Raw genomic sequence first — 19,070 nt, forward strand, 5'->3', positions numbered from 1 at the left:
ATAAAATTTCGATTCAACTTTTTGTCGGGGTGGCAGGATTCGAACCTGCGACCTCCTGCTCCCAAAGCAGGCGCGATGACCGGGCTACGCTACACCCCGGACTGAGCGTAAAGAAAATGTCTTGTAGACATTTTTAGCGAAAGGGCCAGCTGGCGCGTTGGCCTTGTAATCACCTTGCTCAAATTTTAATCTTTTTGTATCGGCAAGAATTGAACCGTAAATTTTCAAATAACAAAACTCCAAATTACAAACCACCTTAAGTAGCCCGCCCGGGCGGAGTTTATGCCGAGCTTATCTAGATAATACCCTCGAAACACGTTTTCCCGTAACGGGTTGCAAATATACTTTTTTTATTAATTCCACAGCCTTTGATCAACAAAAATATTTCCCTTTTTATCAAAGTAGTTTATTACTTATAAATACATATATTAGGCGTTTGAATTATTCCATAAATAATTACAAATCTATGACCCTTAAACGAAACGGACTTTTCATTATCTTATTTATCAGTTTCACACATGTTTTTAGTCAATCTAAAATATCGGGAAAAATAGTTGATGCAGATAATAATACGTATTTAGATGCCGTATCGATAACAAATATCGGCAACCAAATTACCTTAATCTCAAGCACCAACGGAACTTTTCAACTGGATGAATCCGGCACTTATGTTTTTAAAAAAGAGGGCTATATAGAAAAAACAATGACGCTGGAATTAGACAAACACTATATTATTCAACTGGACCTCAATCCGTCACAATTAAACGAGGTATTGGTTAGTGCCAACCATTTACCACAACGCTTAAAAAAATCGGTAGCCACTATCGGTATCATTTCCTCACAGGATATTCAGAGGGGCAATCATATTAATATGAATGAGGTTTTAAACAGAGTTCCGGGAGTTTTCATGCAATCCGGAGCCTTAAACACAAACCGTATTACTATCAGAGGTATTGGTTCCAGAAACCTCTTTGGAACTGCAAAAATAAGAGCCTATTTTCAAGACATTCCCCTAACCTCGGGGAATGGAGACACCAATATTGAAGACTTTGAATTGGATGCTATCGGGCGTATGGAAATCATTAAAGGAGCCGCCTCAAGTATTTATGGTGCCGGATTAGGAGGCACCATTCATTTAACTCCCAAAAATACCGCTTTGAACCAGACGTCCATAGGCAGTGAATTAACCATTGGGTCCTTCGGGTTGATAAAAAGTATCATCAGTATCAACCAAGGGGGTTCCAATAATGGTTTTAGAGCTATTTACAGTAGTACGGATAGTGATGGCTATAGAGATAACAACGCTTACAACAGAGAGACTTTTACCCTAAATTCAAGTCATTATATCTCCCAAAAAGACAACTTGAGTTTTCTGGCGAGTATAGTGAATTTAAAAGCTTTTATACCAAGTTCCATTAACAGGGACGATTATTTAAATGATTCAACAGCAGCAGCTTTTACATGGGGCCGTGCAAAAGGTTTTGAGGATTCAAAGCGAGGGATTTTCGGCTTATCCTGGAATCACCACTACGCTGATAAAACAAAACATATTACAAGTGTTTTCACCTCTTTCAGGCAAGGTTATGAACCCCGGCCGTTCAATATCCTGGACGAAAACACATGGGCCATAGGTATGAGAAGCCGTATAGTTGGGAACTCCCGTTTGTTCAACGAAAACCTAAATTGGACCATAGGCGGTGAAGTCTTCAAAGACTCTTATCAATGGAGTACCTATGACAACCTTTATTCAGATTTTCCGGCAGGAACAGGAAGTGTAATGGGTGTTCGGTTATCAGATTTTAAAGAAAAGCGTAAGTATTATAACCTCTTTTTTGAAACCAATTACGACCTGGGCAAAAAGACTAGGATTTCTTTAGGTTTAAACCTCAATGAAACCTCGTACACACTTGATGACAGATTTATAGCAGCTAACAACCCGGATCAATCCGGCAATCGTAATTTTGGAACAACACTATCACCTAAATTCGGTATTTCACAGGTACTTTCGGAAAACACCAGCCTCTACGGTAACGTGAGTCACGGGTTTTCTCCCCCCTCTTTAGAGGAAACCCTTCTGCCTGACGGGCTTATAAATACTAATATTGAGCCCGAGACCGGATGGAATTACGAACTGGGAACACGAGGATCACTGGCTAATGAGCGCCTTCAATTTAATTTAGCAATATACAGATTGAGCATCCGCAACCTACTTGTAGCAAGAAGGACTGCAGCAGATCAATATATAGGTGTTAATGCCGGAAAAACACAACATGATGGCCTGGAAGCAGCTTTACAGTATGAAGTGGTTTCAAAAGCGTCTTTTAAAATAAATGCTTCGGCAAACATCACCTTAAACCATTATAAATTCGAAGAATTTGTTGACGATGACAACGATTTTTCAGGTAATGATTTAACCGGAGTGCCTTCCGAAGTTTTTAATGCCATCGTTGATTTTGATTCACAGATCGGCCTGTACGGAAACATTAACTTTCAACAGGTTGGAAACATGCCGATCACTGATGCTAACACCTTATATTCTGAAAGTTACAGCTTAACCAATTGCAGAATTGGTTTCAAAAGAAATCTTAATAAAAAATTAAAATTCAATCTTTTTATTGGTTTAAATAATATATTTGATAAACATTATGCCTCGCAGATCTTGATAAATGCTTCAAGTTTTGGTGGTAGCGCTCCCAGGTACTATTATCCCGGAAATCCTGTTAATTATTACAGTGGAATTAATTTAAATTATAGACTCTGACAAAACACCTCCTAATGAAAAAGCTCAATATATTATTAATCGCCTTTATAACCTTTACCACTTGTGCGCAACAGAAGGAATCTGAAGTAAAAGCCGAAGACCCTGTAAATGTTAATTACACCACACAAATGGTTGTTCCGGACCTGAGCATTCCCTGGGGCATGACCTTTTTACCAGACGGAAGTATGCTGATAACAGAAAAAAGCGGCGACCTGATTCATTTTAAAAATGGAGAAAAAATTAATATAGAAGGAGCCCCTGATGTTTATGTTCGTGGTCAGGGTGGGTTTTTAGACATTAGATTACATCCTGATTATGTAAACAACGGCTGGATCTATATGACACATGGTTCTTCCGAAGGCGAAGGGGATGGTGGCAATACGGCTTTAATAAGAGCAAAACTTAACGGTAACGCCTTAGTTGATACAGAAGTACTTTACAAAGCGGAACCTAATACCAAAAAAGGACAACATTGGGGATCCAGGATTGAATTTGACAACCAGGGCTATCTATATTTTTCAGTTGGTGACCGTGGAAACAGGGATGTAAACCCACAGGATATTACACGAGATGGCGGTAAAATTTACAGATTGAATGACGATGGAAGTATTCCTCAGGACAATCCGTTTGTTGGCACTGAAAATGCTAAAACCGCAATTTACAGTTACGGACACAGAAACCCTCAGGGCATGGTTAAAAATCCGTTTACAGGTGCTATTTGGGTGAATGAACACGGCCCTCAGGGCGGTGATGAAATTAATGTTGTTGAAAAAGGAAATAACTACGGATGGCCTGTTATTTCCTATGGCATTAACTATAGCGGCACCACATTTACGGACATTACCGAAAAAGAAGGCATGGAACAACCCCTATTTTATTGGGTACCATCCATTGCGCCTAGCGGGATGGCCATTGTATCTTCAGACAAATACCCGGATTGGAAGGGCAATGTACTGGTTGGTTCTTTAAAGTTTAAATACCTGGAACGCCTCATTTTAGAAAACAATGAAGTAGTGAAGCGTGAGAAACTCTTTGAAGGTATTGGTAGAGTTAGAAATGTCATTCAGGCACCTGATGGTTACATTTATGTAGCTGTTGAAAATCATGGTATCGTTAGAATTGCCCCGGAAAACTAAAATTAAATGAAGAAAACCTATTTATTAAGCCTGTTCACTGTTCTTACTGTAACAGTTGTTTCATCTCAAAACAGTAACCAGGACACCCTTTTAAAAGAAAGCATAGAACGCGGCAGCGACATTTACACCGATTTTTGCATAAACTGCCATATGCCTAATGGTGAAGGCATGGAAAACGTATATCCACCTCTGGCAAACTCTGACTATCTAATGAAAAACAGAGAAGCCAGTATTAGAGGCATTAAATTTGGACAGGAAGGCGAACTTGTGGTTAATGGCGTTACGTATAACAGTGTTATGGCTCCTATGGGATTAAGTGACGATGAAGTGGCTGATGTTATGAATTACATTAGTAATAACTGGGGCAATAAAAGTGATGACATAGTTACCGAAGAAGAGGTGTCAAACATTAAAAAATAAGCCAATTCCCTATTAAATATTTTTACATTTAAGTAACTTTGTAGAAAGCCAATTAATCACCAATTAACTATGCTTATAATAGGAATTGCAGGCGGTACCGGTTGCGGTAAAACTACTGTGGTAAATCAGATCTTAAATGAATTGCCCGAAGGTGAAGTTGGTGTGATTTCTCAGGATTCCTATTACAAAGACACCTCGCATTTAACCTATGACGAACGCGTAAAAATTAATTTTGACCACCCGCGTTCCATAGATTTTAAACTTTTAACGGCACATTTAAAAGCCTTAAAAAAGGACGAGCCTGTACACCAACCGGTGTATTCTTTCGTTAAGCATAATAGAACGGGTGATACCATTTTAACACATCCGAGAAAAGTAATGATTGTTGAAGGCATTTTAATTCTGACCAATCCGGAATTAAGAACCATGTTCGACATTAAAATATTTGTACATGCTGATTCTGACGAGCGCTTAATAAGGAGATTAAAGCGCGATATTGCAGAACGTGGCCGGGATCTGGATGAGGTTTTAATGCGTTACCAGAATACGCTAAAACCTATGCACGACCAGTTTATTGAACCTATGAAGGAATATGCCGATATGATCATACCAAACAACAAGTATAATACGGTAGCTATAGATATTGTTCGCACCATAATTAATGAGAAACTATAATGTCCTTTTTACAACATAAATTTTTTAAACCCTTCAAAAATATTTTTGTGCTCATTTTGGTTGGGTTTGCTATTTGGATGCTCTTTTTCGATGCTAATTCCTGGTTAATTCACCATGAATTAAATACGGAAATTGAAGATTTGGAAAATGAGAAAGAATACTATAAAAAGGAAATTGAAAAGGACAATAAAGCCATTAAAAAGCTTAGTACGGAAGATGGTTTAGAAAAGTTTGCACGTGAAGAATACTATATGAAGCGTGAAAACGAAGACATCTTTATAATTGAATATGAGGACAGTTTAAAAGCCAAAAAGAATGAGTAAACCCTTGTTTAATGAATTTGAGCCGGTCTCAGCAAAACAGTGGAAACAAAAAATACAGTTCGATCTGAAAGGCGCTGATTATAATGACACCCTTGTTTGGAATACCAATGAAGCTATTGCTGTCAAACCGTTTTATCATTCAGATGATTTTAAAGAGTTTCCGCCCCCATCAAATACCAAAGCTACCGGGTGGAAAATTTGTCAAACCATCTTTGTTACCGATGTTGAAAAATCAAACTTAAAAGCGCTCGATGCGATTGCCAGAGGGGCTGAAAACATAAGGTTTATAATACCTTCGGAAGCTATTTCAACTGACGATCTACTGAAAAATATTGATCTGTCTTCAACTCCCATTCATTTCGAGTTACAGTTTTTATCTCCGGAATTCAGTAAAAAATTAGCTGTCATTCCAGCAAAAGCCGGAATCTATATTCATAATGATATCATAGGTCATCTTGCCAAAACCGGCAACTGGTTCCATGATTTAAATGACGATTTTTCTAAATTCAGAGCTGTTGTCAATCAAACAAATTCGTTTAGTGTTGATGTGTCATTATATCAAAATGCCGGAGCTAATATGGTGCAACAATTAGCTTATGCCCTGGCCCAGGCTAATGAATATTTGAATCATCTGGAAAATAACAAGTCCTTGAATGTTATCTTCAAGGTCTCCATCGGTACTAACTACTTTTTTGAAATTGCAAAGCTAAGAGCGTTACGCCTGCTTTGGGAAACTTTGGCTTCGGAATATCAGATCCATTCAGACTGTCACATTTTTGCAACACCAACAAAACGCAACAAAACACTTTACGATTACAACACCAATATGTTGCGTACTACTACGGAATGTATGAGCGCTATTTTGGGTGGAGCCAATACCATTAGTAACTTACCTTATGACGCCATTTATCATAAGGACAATGAATTTGGTGATCGTATTGCCAGAAATCAACTGTTAGTCCTCAAACATGAAAGCTATTTTGATAAAGTTAACAACCCGTCGGATGGCACGTATTATATAGAATCCCTTACCAATCAATTGGCCGAAAAAGCTTTGGCTTTATTCAAACATATGGAAGCTAACGGTGGCTTTTTAAAACAGTTGAAGGATGACACTATACAACGTAAAATAAAAGAAAGTGCGGCCAAAGAACAAAGCCAATTTGATGCCGGGGAAGAAGTCCTCTTAGGCACCAATAAGCATCCAAATCCAAACGATACAATGAAAGATGATCTGGAATTGTATCCATTTGTAAAAACCAATCCAAGAAAAACCTTAATAGAACCTGTTATAGAGAAGCGATTAGCCGAAAATATAGAACAGCAACGATTAAAAGAAGAAAATTAAAATGAAATTTATTGTAAAAACCATAGCATTTACATTAACGCTTATTTTATTTAATTGTAAAAGTGAAACTTCAAATTTAGCATATAAGTTTTCCAATATGCCGGAAACCATAGCTTGCGGAGGCTCTAATACTAAATTATACCAGGAGGCTTTATATGCTTTTGAAAAAGACATCTTAGATTTTTACGGAAAGAACAATAGAAATGCCAATGCACTGCCAAATCTAACCTTCGCTTACAATCAGTTTATCAGAAATGCGGTTTATGGCAGGGTGCCTTATGAAAGTGTTGTTTCAGAACATACTATAGAGGTTTTTAAAGCTTTAAAAAATGACAATACACTTTGGGATCCTTCAAACACTAAAAGCCATTTAAGCTATGATAGCCCGTTAATAAAATGTATTTCGGAAAACATAAAAGATCAAAATTTAAAAACAACGTTCAACTCGCTGTTAACAATTAACGATCTAAGTCCAAAACTGTTTGGAGCCCCGCTTACCAGTAAATACGGAAATGCTCTTAATGACAAATATCTGGCCTCCTATATAGCTTTTGACCTGTATTATTCCAGGCTCTTTGATATGGATTTCTCTAAAACAAACTTTGGTCAACCTGACACTACAGTTGATTTCAACAAAGTACCTACTACCAATGACTCACACGCCGGACATGATCATTAAACTGAAAAATAAAAACATAGCCCTTCTTCTTTGTTTAATACTTTTATGTATTACATCCTGTCTTAATATAACTTCTGATATAAAAAATTGGATTGAGATTGAAAATATTGAAGATATAAATGGTAAGTATCATTTTTTGAGTGATGACGGTGTGAAGATCTATTTACCGGATACCTTTAAAAAATATACTTCGTCTGAATATTTAAAATTGCTGGATTCTTTAGCCACAAAAAAAAGTTATGCCTTTGAGTCCCGTGCAGTAGAGACTTTAAGAGATTTAGATGGTAATTTTTATATTTATTTTGATGAAGCATTTGGTATTACTTATACCATTAACACATTACCTTATTTTCCTTTTTCTAAAAGAGATGCAAGCCAACTACTTGGCATCATAAGAATGAATAATGAAAAAATAACTAAAAAGGAAGACATTAAATTCACAAAAATTACAGCTAAGTATACCGGCAATAAAAAACAACAAATTTTCAGATCAATTTATAAGGTAGATTATCCCGATACCGATTTATCTTTATTTAGTACTGCTTATATCATTTCATCCAATGGTAAAACTGTAATGATTAAATTATCAAGTATTTATGATATAAATTTTGACCCATTCATTCAAAAAATGATTCTGTAATGCCTAGAAAAAATATCCAACATATTACCTTAAAGACCAAGGACAGCGGACAGAAAACGGAGGCGTCAACCTTTCTAACTGCCGAGACTATTGATGTTAAGTCCACTTATTCTAAAAACGATATTGAAGGTTTGGAACACTTGGATTTTGTTGCCGGTATGGCCCCTAACCTGCGTGGACCTTATAGTACCATGTATGTTCGCAGGCCATGGACCATCAGGCAATATGCAGGTTTTTCAACGGCCGAAGAAAGCAACGCTTTTTACAGACGAAATTTAGCTGCGGGCCAAAAAGGCTTATCTGTTGCTTTTGATTTAGCTACTCACAGGGGCTATGACAGTGACCATGAGCGTGTTGTGGGGGATGTTGGTAAAGCCGGCGTTGCCATAGATTCGGTTGAAGACATGAAGGTGCTTTTTGATCAAATTCCATTGGATAAAATGTCGGTTTCCATGACCATGAACGGTGCCGTTTTGCCTATTATGGCATTTTATATAGTAGCTGCCGAAGAACAGGGCGTAAAGCCGGAGCAATTGGCAGGCACCATTCAAAATGATATTCTAAAAGAATTTATGGTGCGTAATACCTATATCTATCCGCCAACACCTTCCATGAAAATCATTTCTGATATTTTTGAATTCACCAGCCAAAACATGCCTAAATTCAACAGTATCAGTATTTCCGGTTACCACATGCAGGAAGCCGGAGCTACCTGCGATATTGAGCTGGCCTATACTTTAGCGGATGGCCTTGAATACATTAGAAAAGGATTGGCTGCGGGTATGGATATCGACACGTTTGCTCCCAGGTTATCCTTCTTTTGGGCTATTGGCATGAATCATTTTATGGAAATTGCTAAAATGCGCGCCGCCAGAATGCTTTGGGCTAAATTGGTAAAGCAATTCAACCCAAAGAATCCCAAATCCCTAGCGTTGAGAACGCATTGCCAAACATCCGGTTGGAGTTTAACCGAACAAGATCCGTTTAATAATGTAGCCAGAACTACCATAGAAGCTGCCGCGGCGGCTTTTGGAGGCACCCAAAGTTTGCATACCAATGCCTTAGACGAAGCCATAGCATTACCAACCGACTTTTCAGCCCGAATTGCCAGAAACACGCAGATATTCTTACAGGAAGAGACTAAAATCACTAAAACTGTCGACCCCTGGGCCGGTAGTTATTATGTTGAAAAACTAACGCATGATATCGCTCAAAAGGCCTGGTCTTTAATTGAAGAAGTTGAAGCCCATGGCGGTATGACCAAAGCTATTGAAGCCGGTATCCCTAAAATGCGCATTGAAGAAGCCGCTGCTAAAAAGCAGGCCAGAATTGATTCCGGGCAGGATATTATTGTTGGCGTAAACAAGTATAAGCTTGAAGAAGAAGCCCCGATTTCAACCCTGGAAGTTGATAATCAAACCGTAAGAAACCAGCAAATAGAAAGCCTTCAAAAAATAAAATCGGAAAGAAACTCTGAACAGGTTGAAACAGCGCTTTCAAAATTAACTGAAGCTGCTCAAGCGTGGCACCATTCTAAAGATTCCCTTTTGCAAGGGAACAAGAATTTATTAGCTTTAGCTGTTGAAGCCGCCAGGGAACGTGCCACTTTAGGTGAAATTAGTGAGGCGCTCGAAACTGTTTTCGGACGTTACAAAGCTCAAATTAAATCATTCTCAGGCGTATATAGCAAAGAAGTGAAAGACGACAAATCATTTAAAAAAGCCCAGGAACTGGCTGATGTTTTTGCCGAACAGGATGGCAGACGTCCTCGTATCATGATAGCAAAAATGGGGCAAGACGGTCATGACCGTGGTGCCAAAGTAGTGGCTACCGGTTATGCCGATGTTGGTTTTGATGTTGATATAGGCCCGCTCTTTCAAACACCGGAAGAGGCTGCTAAACAAGCTGTTGAAAACGATGTGCATATTTTAGGTGTATCATCATTAGCTGCAGGCCATAAAACTTTAGTGCCTCAGGTTATTGAAGCACTTAAACAATACGGTCGCGATGATATCATGGTCATTGTTGGAGGCGTGATCCCAAAACAAGATTATCAATATTTATTCAATGCAGGTGCCATTGCCGTATTCGGACCGGGCACAAAAATTAGTGAAGCCGCTATTAAGATTTTAGAGATTTTGATTGACTAAAGTCAAAACGTTAAAACTTAGCAAAATTTCCTCTATTTATTACATTTTTTATAGTAAAAATACTACTTTAACACCAAACTTATTATTCATTAATCTAAAAATCGGACATATGAAGATCAGAATTCTGTTAATTAATATTACAATACTTTTTACAAGCATTATTTCCGCACAAATTACTGATATAAAAACAGCTAAAGACACTACTATAGGCCAAGAAAATATCCCTACTGATCCAGATGTTAAAATTGGCAAACTATCTAACGGACTCACCTATTACATAAAAAATAACTCAAAACCTGCTGATAAAGTAGAATTACGTTTAGTAGTTAATGCAGGCTCAATTTTAGAAGATGAAGACCAATTAGGGTTGGCACATTTTTTAGAGCACATGAACTTTAACGGCACTAAAAATTTTAAGAAAAATGACTTAGTGGATTATCTTCAAAGTATTGGTGTTAAGTTTGGTGCACATCTTAATGCTTATACAAGCTTTGATGAGACGGTTTATATCTTACCAATTCCGAGTGATGACCCGGAAAAATTAGAAAAAGGCTTCCAAATCCTTGAAGATTGGGCCCATAATGCCCTTTTACTTGATAAAGATATAGATGAAGAAAGGGGTGTCGTTTTAGAAGAATATAGATTAAGTAGAGGGGCTGGTGAACGCATGCTACAAAAGTACCTTCCAAAAGTATTACATGGTTCTAAATATGCCAAACGTTTACCAATTGGCACTAAAGAAAACTTGGAGACCTTTAAACATGAAAGTTTAAGACGCTTTTATAAAGATTGGTATAGACCTGATTTAATGGCTGTAATAGCGGTTGGAGATGTTGATGTCACTACATTGGAACAAAAGATAAAGGCGCATTTTGGACAAATTCCAATCCCTGAAAACCCTAAAAAAAGACCCGTATTTGAAGTTCCAAACCACGAAGAAACTTTAATTGCAATTGAAAGTGATAAAGAATCTCCGTTTACAAGGGTACAAATAATGTACAAAGATCATAACCGTTATAAGAATGATGAAACCATAGAGGATTATAGACGCAGTATGGTCAAGTCTTTATTCACAACCATGATCAACAACCGCTTAGATGAGTTAAGGAATTCTGAAGATCCACCATTTGTTTTCGGATATAGTTACCATGGGAGCACTTGGGCTAGAAACAAAAGGGCCTATCAATCTATTGCCAATTCAAGTGAAACCGGACAACTTAAAGCCTTAGAGGCGCTATTAACAGAAAATGAACGTGTAAAACGTCACGGGTTTACCAAAGGTGAATTTGATAGAGCTAAAAAAAGCATATTGGCCGGATACGAAAAATCGTTTAAAGATAAAGATAAAACGGAATCTAGAAGAATTATTGGACAATACGTTAACAACTACTTGGAAAATGAACCTATACCCAGCATTACCTGGGAATATAATTTTTACGAAAACAATTTAGATAATGTCAAGCTATCCGAAGTAAATGGGCTGATAAAAAATTATTTACATGATGATAATAGAGTCATAGTTTTAACAAATTTAGAAAAAGAAGGGCTTAAAAAAGTTACCGAAACTGACATTAGAAATTTACTGGAAGAAGTAAAAACCAAAGACGTAGGACCTTATAAGGAAGACGCATTAGCTACTTCGTTAATTTCTAAGCTCCCTAAAAAAGGCTCTATAACTAACACAACTGCTAACGATGACTTAGGAATAGGAACAATAACCCTTAAACTTAGTAATGGTGCCAAAATAGTGTATAAGAAAACCGATTTTAAAAATGATGAAATTTTGTTTGAAGCTTTCAGTTATGGCGGATCATCTTTATATTCTAACGAAGAATACTTAGCTACTGTTTTTGCAAATAGCGGATTAACGGAAGCTGGTATAAACAGCTTCTCCAAAACAGACCTAAGCAAAATGATGTCTGGTAAAATTGCAAGTGTAAGACCATTTATTAGTGGCTATAGTGAAGGGATGTCCGGATCCAGTACACCTAAAAATTTCGAAGAGTTATTTCAGCTAATTCATCTGTATTTCACATCGCTGAATAAAGATGAAAAAGCTTTTAACTCTTTTGTCTCAAAACAAAAAAGTTTTTTAGGAAACTTACTTGCCAGTCCCCAATTTTATTTTCAAAACGAGTTAAGCAAGTTTATTTATGGTAAAAACCCAAGATATTCAGGTTTTCCAACACCGGAAAAATACGATTCAAGTGATTATAACTTAGCCTACAACAAATACAGGGAAAGATTTTCTGATGCAGGCGATTTTAATTTCTATTTTGTTGGAAATATTGATGATGCTTTATTAAAAGATTATGCTGAAAAATACATCGCAAGCTTACCCGGAAAAAATTCAAATGAAAATTATGTTGTTAGGGATTTTAGACCATTAACAGGAAACCATACTAAAGTTGTTGAAAAAGGTTCAGACCCCAAAAGCCAGGTAAGAATCACATTTCACGGCCCAACAGATTATGATCAAAAAGAAGCTTTTGCTTTAAAGAGTTTAGGAGAAATTCTAACCATTAAGTTAATTGAAAAATTAAGAGAAGAAGAAGGTGGCGTTTATGGTGTTGGGGCATCAGGAAACATAAGTAAAGTACCATATGGGTGGTATAATTTGAGAATTAGCTTTCCGTGTGGCCCAGAGAATGTTGAGAAACTTAAAAATGCTGCATTAGCGGAATTAAAAAAAATATTGGATGAAGGCCCTACAGGTGAAGATGTAGCTAAAGTTAAAGAAGCTCAACTTTTACAACATAAAGAGGATTTAAAGAAAAATAAGTTTTGGATAAAAATGTTAAAAACTGCAGATTACGAAAAAAAAGAAATAATATCCGGATTATCTTTTGAAGATCATGTTAAAAGCATAACAGCTAAGGATATCCAAAATGTAGGAAAAAAATATTTATCCAAAGATTATATACTTGCGATTCATAACCCAGAAAAATAAACCCAAAATTAACATAAAAGTGATTCATTTAAAATGAATCACTTTTTTTGATTTACCTAAAAAAAGTAATCATATTTAAGATTTACCATCTGTTAACAAGTTCCGTTTTTATTCCTCATAAATAATTGTATTTTTACCGATACTAAAACCAAAAAATTTAATGGGTAAAATCATTGCAATTGCTAATCAAAAAGGTGGTGTGGGAAAGACAACAACCTCTATTAATTTAGCAGCTTCACTGGGCGTTCTTGAAAAAAAAGTACTGTTAATTGATGCAGATCCTCAGGCTAACGCAACTTCAGGAATTGGAATTGATGTTGAATCTGTTGAAGTGGGCACCTACCAGCTTCTGGAGCACTCCAATTCAGCTAAAGAAGCTATTGTTAAGACCGATACACCTAATCTGGATATCGTGCCGGCACATATAGACCTTGTGGCTATTGAAATAGAGTTGGTTGACAAGGAATCCAGGGAGTATATGCTTAAAAATGCGATTCAAGATATAAAAAATGATTATGACTATATCTTAATAGATTGTGCCCCGTCATTAGGATTGTTAACGCTTAATGCCCTAACCGCAGCTGATGCAGTCATCATCCCAATCCAGTGTGAGTATTTTGCATTGGAAGGTTTAGGGAAGCTATTAAACACCATTAAGAGCGTTCAGAAAATACACAATCAGGATTTAGATATAGAAGGTTTGTTGTTAACCATGTACGATTCGCGTTTACGCCTGTCAAATCAAGTGGTTGAAGAGGTACAAAAACATTTTAACAATATGGTTTTCCAGACCATAATTCAGCGAAATGTACGCTTAAGTGAAGCACCCAGTTATGGCGAAAGCATAATTAATTATGATGCCAGTAGTAAAGGTGCCAACAATTACTTAAGTTTGGCAAAAGAAATTATCAATAAAAACTCCTAGAATATGGCTAAGGCAACTAAAAAACAAGCTTTAGGTAGAGGGTTGTCAGCACTTTTAAAAGACCCGGACAATGATATTCAATCGGTTCAGGATAAGAATGCCGATCAAGTCATAGGTAATATTATTGAACTGGACCTCGATTTTATTGAAGTCAATCCGTTTCAACCCAGGACAAACTTTAGTGAAGAGTCTTTACAGGAATTGGCATCTTCTATCAAAGAATTGGGGATCATTCAGCCAATTACCGTAAGGAAATTAGAATTTAATAAATATCAATTAGTTTCCGGAGAACGCCGTTTTAGAGCATCAAAATTAGTTGGATTAGAAACTATTCCTGCTTACATAAGAATTGCTAACGACCAGGAATCCTTAGAAATGGCTCTGGTTGAGAACATTCAACGTCAGGATCTGGATCCTATTGAAATTGCCTTGTCGTATCAACGTTTGATAGATGAGATCAAGCTTACCCAGGAACAGATGAGTGAACGTGTTGGTAAAAAACGTTCTACCATCACCAATTATTTGCGCCTTTTGAAATTAGACCCTATCATTCAAACAGGTATGCGAGACGGTTTTATTTCCATGGGGCACGGGCGTGCTTTGATTTCGGTTGAAGACCATACCGTTCAGCTTGATATTTATGAAAAAGTATTACAGAATGAACTTTCGGTAAGAGCTACCGAGAATTTAATTAGAAATTACAACACTTCAAAAGAAGTAGACGTTCCTTCAAAAGAGGACAAAGAAGACACGCCTAAATACATTAAAAAAGGGATTGGGGTGTTTTCGGAATACTTTGGGCACAAAATTGACGTTAAAGTCTCTAAAAATGGTAAAGGAAAAATTACGATCCCTTTCCATTCGGAAGAAGACTTTAATCGTATTAAAAAATTAATTCAGGGTGCTAAATAAATCTGTTATAGTAAGTGTTTTTGCCATTTTGTTTTGTTTTTCGTCAGTAGCTCAGGAAAAAGAGCGAAAAACAAAACGTAAAAAACTCCCAAAAGAAATTGTTATAGATTCGGTTATTACCAGAGAACCTATAAACCCGCTGTCTCCCGCAAAAGCTGCTTTTTATTCTGCCATTTTGCCGGGTTTGGGACAAGCTTACAATAAAAAATATTGGAAAATACCCATCGTATATGGAGCTTTAGGTACCGGTATTTACTTTTACACAACAAACAATAAAGAATACAACCGGTATAGAGACGCTTATAAAAGAAGGCTGGCCGGTTTTACGGATGATGAATTCTATTTTGATTCCAATGGTAATCAACTATCTTCACCAAGAGTAACTACCGAAGGGCTGGAGCGCGGACAAAAATTCTACAGGAGAAATAAAGAAATATCACTGTTGGTAACATTAGGTATTTACGCCTTAAATATCATTGATGCGAATGTTGATGCCCATCTTTTGCAATATAATGTAGATGAAAACTTATCTTTGGCCCCACATTACAAATTCAATGAATTTGATGCTAAAAGCAACGTAGGATTAACTTTAAATTTTAAATTTTAACCCATAAAGGGCATATAACAGATAAAATACAGATACATGAAAATTGCTTTACTAGGATACGGACGCATGGGGCAAACCATTGAGAAAATAGCAATTAACCGGGGGCATGATGTTGTTTTAAAAATTGATAAAGACGATACAGATTACGATATCACCTTAGCCGATGTAGCTATAGATTTTAGCTTACCTTCTGCTGCATTTGGGAACATCACTAACTGTTTAAACAATAAGGTACCTGTTGTTTCCGGTACTACGGGGTGGTTAGATGATTATGACAAAGCCGTGGCACTTTGTAAAGAAAAAAGCGGAGGGTTTATCTACGCCTCAAACTTTAGTTTAGGGGTTAATATCTTCTTTGAGCTCAACAAGACACTTGCTAAAATGATGAGTAATTTAGGCCAGTACAACGTTACCATGGAAGAAATTCATCATACTAAAAAGTTAGATGCGCCCAGTGGAACCGCCATTACTTTAGCGGAAGGGGTTATTGATAATAACAGTAATTACAACGCCTGGAAACTGCATGATACTGATGATAACCATACCATCCCCATTGTAGCAAAGCGTATTGAAGATGTTCCGGGAACCCATACCGTTAATTATGCCAGTGAAGTAGACACCATAAACATTGAGCATGTTGCCCACAACAGGCAAGGCTTTGCCCTTGGAGCTGTTGTGGCTGCCGAATGGCTCCATGGAAAAACAGGTGTTTTTTCAATGAACGACGTGTTAAATATTGGTTAATACCAATTGTAATGTGTAACATTAGCAATATGTTAGCCACAAACAAAACGATTTAAATTTTACAATTATGACATTAATGCAATGGTTTATATTCATATTAATTATTCAGGTGATTCACGGTTTGGGCACCTGGAAATTATACACTAAGGCTGGCAGACAAGCCTGGGAAGCCTTTGCTCCCATATATAACGGCGTTGTTTTAATGAAAATAATCAACAGGCCCTGGTGGTGGATCATTCTGCTGTTCCTTCCTATTGTAAACCTTATTATGCTAGCCATTGTATGGGTGGAAACGGCCAGAAGTTTTGGTAAAAACCAAAAAATTGACACCGTTTTAGCCGTTGCTACTTTAGGCTTTTACAACTACTACCTGAATTATGTTGCCGACGTAACCTATGTAGAAGACCGAAACGTAAATCCAAAGTCTTCATCCGGGGAATGGACCAGTTCTATTTTATTTGCTATTGTTGCTGCCACTATTGTGCATACTTATTTTATGCAGCCGTTCACTATTCCATCGTCTTCGTTGGAGAAATCCTTATTGGTTGGCGACTTTCTGTTTGTAAGTAAGTTTCATTACGGTGCCAGAATGCCAATGACTACCGTGGCGGCTCCTATGGTGCATGACACCATTCCGGTGCTCAAAAAGAAATCGTATTTATTTAGTGACGACTTTACCAAAAGAAAAACATCATTAATTAATAAATTACAATTACCCTATTTAAGGTTTCCGGGGTTTGAAAAAATTGAACGTAATGACATTGTAGTCTTCAATCAGCCGGCCGACACATTACGGGATATGAATGATTTTCACCCGGATAGAAACTACTATAAACCCATTGACAAAAAGACCAACCTTGTTAAGCGCTGTGTTGGAGTTCCGGGAGATTCACTGGAAATACGTGATGGTTATGTCTATATAAACGGCCAGCAAAATGAACTACCGGATCGAGCTAAATTACAGTTTAGTTACTATGTTCAACCTAAGACTAATCAGTTTAGCCCTGAGTTTTTAAAAAAGCGATACGATATTACGGATAATTTTGGCATCATAAACCAGGCTAACACTTATTATTTTTCGGCAATTTCTGATGAAGCCCTGGCTAAATTCAAAAACCACCCGAATGTTTTGAGTATCACCCCGAATAAGCGGGAAAAAGGAAATAGAGACGAAAATATATTTCCACATGACCCTAATTATAACTGGAACATTGATTTCTTTGGCCCGCTTTATATACCGGAAAAAGGAAAAACCATTGATATCAATTTGGAAGTTCTGCCATTATACAAACGTGTCATAACGGAGTATGAGCACAATACGCTTGAAGTGAAGGGCAACCAGATCCTGATCAATGGCGAAGTAACCGATACCTATACGTTTAAGCAAAATTACTATTGGATGATGGGTGATAACCGTCATAACTCCATTGATGCCCGTGCCTGGGGCTTTGTGCCGTTTGATCATGTAGTGGGCAAACCGGTATTCATTTGGATGAGCTGGGACGGGCTTAAAAACCCGCGCTGGGAACGTTTCTTTACTACGGTTGGTGGTAGCGGAAAAGCTACGTCATACTTTATTCCGTTTATTGTGGCTCTGTTTGCTTTAATAGGATTTAATAAATGGCGCAGGCGCAAAAAAGCTAATAGTTAATAATTGTCATTCTTGCAAAGGCAATGAACATCATTATTCACCCAACATACTTTCCGAATATTGCCCACTTTGTTGCCATGGTCAATGCCAGGAGCATCATGTTTGAGGTTGATGATAGTTTTTTAAAACAAACTTACCGGAACCGTACTTATATTTACGGTGCCAATGGTAAACTTGCTCTAAATGTTCCCGTCGTACATTCTCAAAAAAACCGTCAAAAGTATAGAGATGTAAAGATCTTCAATGAGGACCAATGGCAAGCCAGGCATTGGAAATCATTATTATCGGCCTACAGGACATCGCCTTTTTTTGAATATTACGAAGATGACATACAGCCTTTGTTCCATCAAAAAGCCGAATATATTTTAGACTTCAACCTCAAATGTTTTGAAGTTATTTGTGATTGCCTGCAGTTGGATTTAAATATTTCTAAGTCCGGATCATTTGAAAAAACTATTGAAGGAAAGGCGGACTTTAGACATTTGGTAAACGCCAAGAAAGCACAACCGCTGCAATTTGACACTTATACTCAGGTCTTCAGTAACAAACACGGATTTATCAGCAATTTAAGTATCCTGGATCTGTTGTTTAATGAAGGCCCTAATGCGTTAAATTACCTGGAATCTCAAACTATAACACAGCAATAATGCTACAACCCATTGTTCATTACGGTTGTCATTTTTTAATGCCTTTGCTGGTTGCTTTAGTAGGGTTTAAAAGTCAATGGAAAACGGCTTATTTAATTATGATTGCCGGTATGCTAATAGATGCTGATCACTTACTGGCAGATCCGGTTTTCGACCCCAACCGATGTAGCATCAACTTCCATCTGCTTCACTCCTATTATGCTATCGCGGTCTATATTTTATTATTGCTTCCTAAAAAAACCAGATTGATTGGTTTGGGGTTAGTAATTCATATCATTGCTGATTTAGTGGATTGTTCTTTTATGTGATTAACCCTCCGAATCCCGATTCCCATCGGGATCCACCTCCCTTAAAAATAAGGGAGGAGCTTGCTTTTCCTGTTTTATTGTTCATAACGGTTCAAACCTCCCTTTCCTTGGCTCTCCCCTTAAATTTAAGGGGAGAATGAATTTCGATTTTCTTAAAATCGGAAGAAAGAGGGGTTTTTATCCCAATTATTTTG

The 19,070-nt window shown here is 37.2% G+C and carries 17 protein-coding genes and 1 tRNA gene; 17 read left to right on the forward strand and 1 reads right to left on the reverse strand.

Going from position 1 to position 19,070, the window contains the following annotated elements; translation table 11 throughout:
* Positions 1-24: 24 nt before the first annotated feature.
* A tRNA-Pro gene (locus Q0983_RS15060) sits at positions 25-99 on the reverse strand.
* Positions 100-466: 367 nt separating this feature from the next.
* On the opposite strand from Q0983_RS15060, the gene Q0983_RS15065 reads away from it, so the two are divergent.
* From Q0983_RS15065 to Q0983_RS15145, 17 genes are all read left to right on the forward strand, one after another.
* Positions 467-2,761, forward strand: coding sequence for a TonB-dependent receptor (locus Q0983_RS15065; protein ID WP_299555147.1), 2,295 nt, complete (start codon positions 467-469; stop codon positions 2,759-2,761).
* Between the two features lie 14 nt (positions 2,762-2,775).
* Positions 2,776-3,897 carry a PQQ-dependent sugar dehydrogenase gene (locus Q0983_RS15070; RefSeq protein ID WP_299555150.1) on the forward strand — a complete coding sequence of 374 codons (1,122 nt, stop codon included), beginning with the start codon at positions 2,776-2,778 and terminating at the stop codon, positions 3,895-3,897.
* A 6-nt stretch (positions 3,898-3,903) separates the two neighbouring features.
* Entirely contained in the window at positions 3,904-4,317 is a 414-nt protein-coding gene (locus Q0983_RS15075; RefSeq protein ID WP_299555153.1) for a cytochrome c, read from the forward strand.
* A 69-nt stretch (positions 4,318-4,386) separates the two neighbouring features.
* Positions 4,387-4,992 (forward strand): uridine kinase, encoded by a 606-nt coding sequence (gene udk / locus Q0983_RS15080; protein WP_299555156.1) that lies wholly within the window; start codon positions 4,387-4,389, stop codon positions 4,990-4,992.
* On the forward strand, positions 4,992-5,315 hold the full coding sequence (locus tag Q0983_RS15085; RefSeq protein ID WP_299555159.1) for a septum formation initiator family protein: 324 nt from the start codon (positions 4,992-4,994) through the stop codon (positions 5,313-5,315). Before udk ends, Q0983_RS15085 begins: the two co-directional genes overlap by 1 nt.
* Positions 5,308-6,663, forward strand: coding sequence for a methylmalonyl-CoA mutase subunit beta (locus Q0983_RS15090; protein ID WP_299555161.1), 1,356 nt, complete (start codon positions 5,308-5,310; stop codon positions 6,661-6,663). The genes Q0983_RS15085 and Q0983_RS15090 overlap by 8 nt, the downstream gene beginning before the upstream one ends.
* A 1-nt stretch (position 6,664) precedes the next feature.
* The gene (locus Q0983_RS15095) at positions 6,665-7,342 is read left to right on the forward strand and encodes a hypothetical protein (protein ID WP_299555164.1); all 678 of its coding nucleotides are present in this window, start codon (positions 6,665-6,667) and stop codon (positions 7,340-7,342) included.
* Positions 7,332-7,982: a hypothetical protein gene (locus Q0983_RS15100; RefSeq protein WP_299555167.1), complete on the forward strand. Its 651-nt coding sequence runs from the start codon at positions 7,332-7,334 to the stop codon at positions 7,980-7,982. Before Q0983_RS15095 ends, Q0983_RS15100 begins: the two co-directional genes overlap by 11 nt.
* Positions 7,982-10,132, forward strand: a complete 2,151-nt coding sequence (gene scpA / locus Q0983_RS15105; protein ID WP_299555170.1) for a methylmalonyl-CoA mutase — start codon at positions 7,982-7,984, stop codon at positions 10,130-10,132. The genes Q0983_RS15100 and scpA overlap by 1 nt, the downstream gene beginning before the upstream one ends.
* Positions 10,133-10,241: 109 nt before the next feature.
* Positions 10,242-13,082, forward strand: coding sequence for a pitrilysin family protein (locus Q0983_RS15110; protein WP_299555172.1), 2,841 nt, complete (start codon positions 10,242-10,244; stop codon positions 13,080-13,082).
* 160 nt (positions 13,083-13,242) lie between these two features.
* Positions 13,243-14,007, forward strand: a complete 765-nt coding sequence (locus Q0983_RS15115; RefSeq protein ID WP_299555175.1) for an AAA family ATPase — start codon at positions 13,243-13,245, stop codon at positions 14,005-14,007.
* Between the two features lie 3 nt (positions 14,008-14,010).
* On the forward strand, positions 14,011-14,919 hold the full coding sequence (locus tag Q0983_RS15120; protein ID WP_299555178.1) for a ParB/RepB/Spo0J family partition protein: 909 nt from the start codon (positions 14,011-14,013) through the stop codon (positions 14,917-14,919).
* The gene (locus Q0983_RS15125) at positions 14,909-15,526 is read left to right on the forward strand and encodes a DUF5683 domain-containing protein (RefSeq protein WP_299555181.1); all 618 of its coding nucleotides are present in this window, start codon (positions 14,909-14,911) and stop codon (positions 15,524-15,526) included. The genes Q0983_RS15120 and Q0983_RS15125 overlap by 11 nt, the downstream gene beginning before the upstream one ends.
* Before the next feature lie 36 nt (positions 15,527-15,562).
* Positions 15,563-16,270: a 4-hydroxy-tetrahydrodipicolinate reductase gene (gene dapB / locus Q0983_RS15130; protein ID WP_299555184.1), complete on the forward strand. Its 708-nt coding sequence runs from the start codon at positions 15,563-15,565 to the stop codon at positions 16,268-16,270.
* A gap of 67 nt (positions 16,271-16,337) precedes the next feature.
* The gene (gene lepB / locus Q0983_RS15135) at positions 16,338-17,921 is read left to right on the forward strand and encodes a signal peptidase I (protein WP_299555187.1); all 1,584 of its coding nucleotides are present in this window, start codon (positions 16,338-16,340) and stop codon (positions 17,919-17,921) included.
* 23 nt (positions 17,922-17,944) lie between these two features.
* Positions 17,945-18,568: a WbqC family protein gene (locus Q0983_RS15140; protein ID WP_299555190.1), complete on the forward strand. Its 624-nt coding sequence runs from the start codon at positions 17,945-17,947 to the stop codon at positions 18,566-18,568.
* Positions 18,568-18,876 (forward strand): DUF6122 family protein, encoded by a 309-nt coding sequence (locus Q0983_RS15145; protein ID WP_299555193.1) that lies wholly within the window; start codon positions 18,568-18,570, stop codon positions 18,874-18,876. The genes Q0983_RS15140 and Q0983_RS15145 overlap by 1 nt, the downstream gene beginning before the upstream one ends.
* The last annotated feature ends 194 nt before the right edge of the window (positions 18,877-19,070 follow it).

The sequence above is a fragment of the Seonamhaeicola sp. genome (assembly GCF_028281565.1).
Taxonomy (GTDB): Bacteria; Bacteroidota; Bacteroidia; order Flavobacteriales; family Flavobacteriaceae; genus Seonamhaeicola.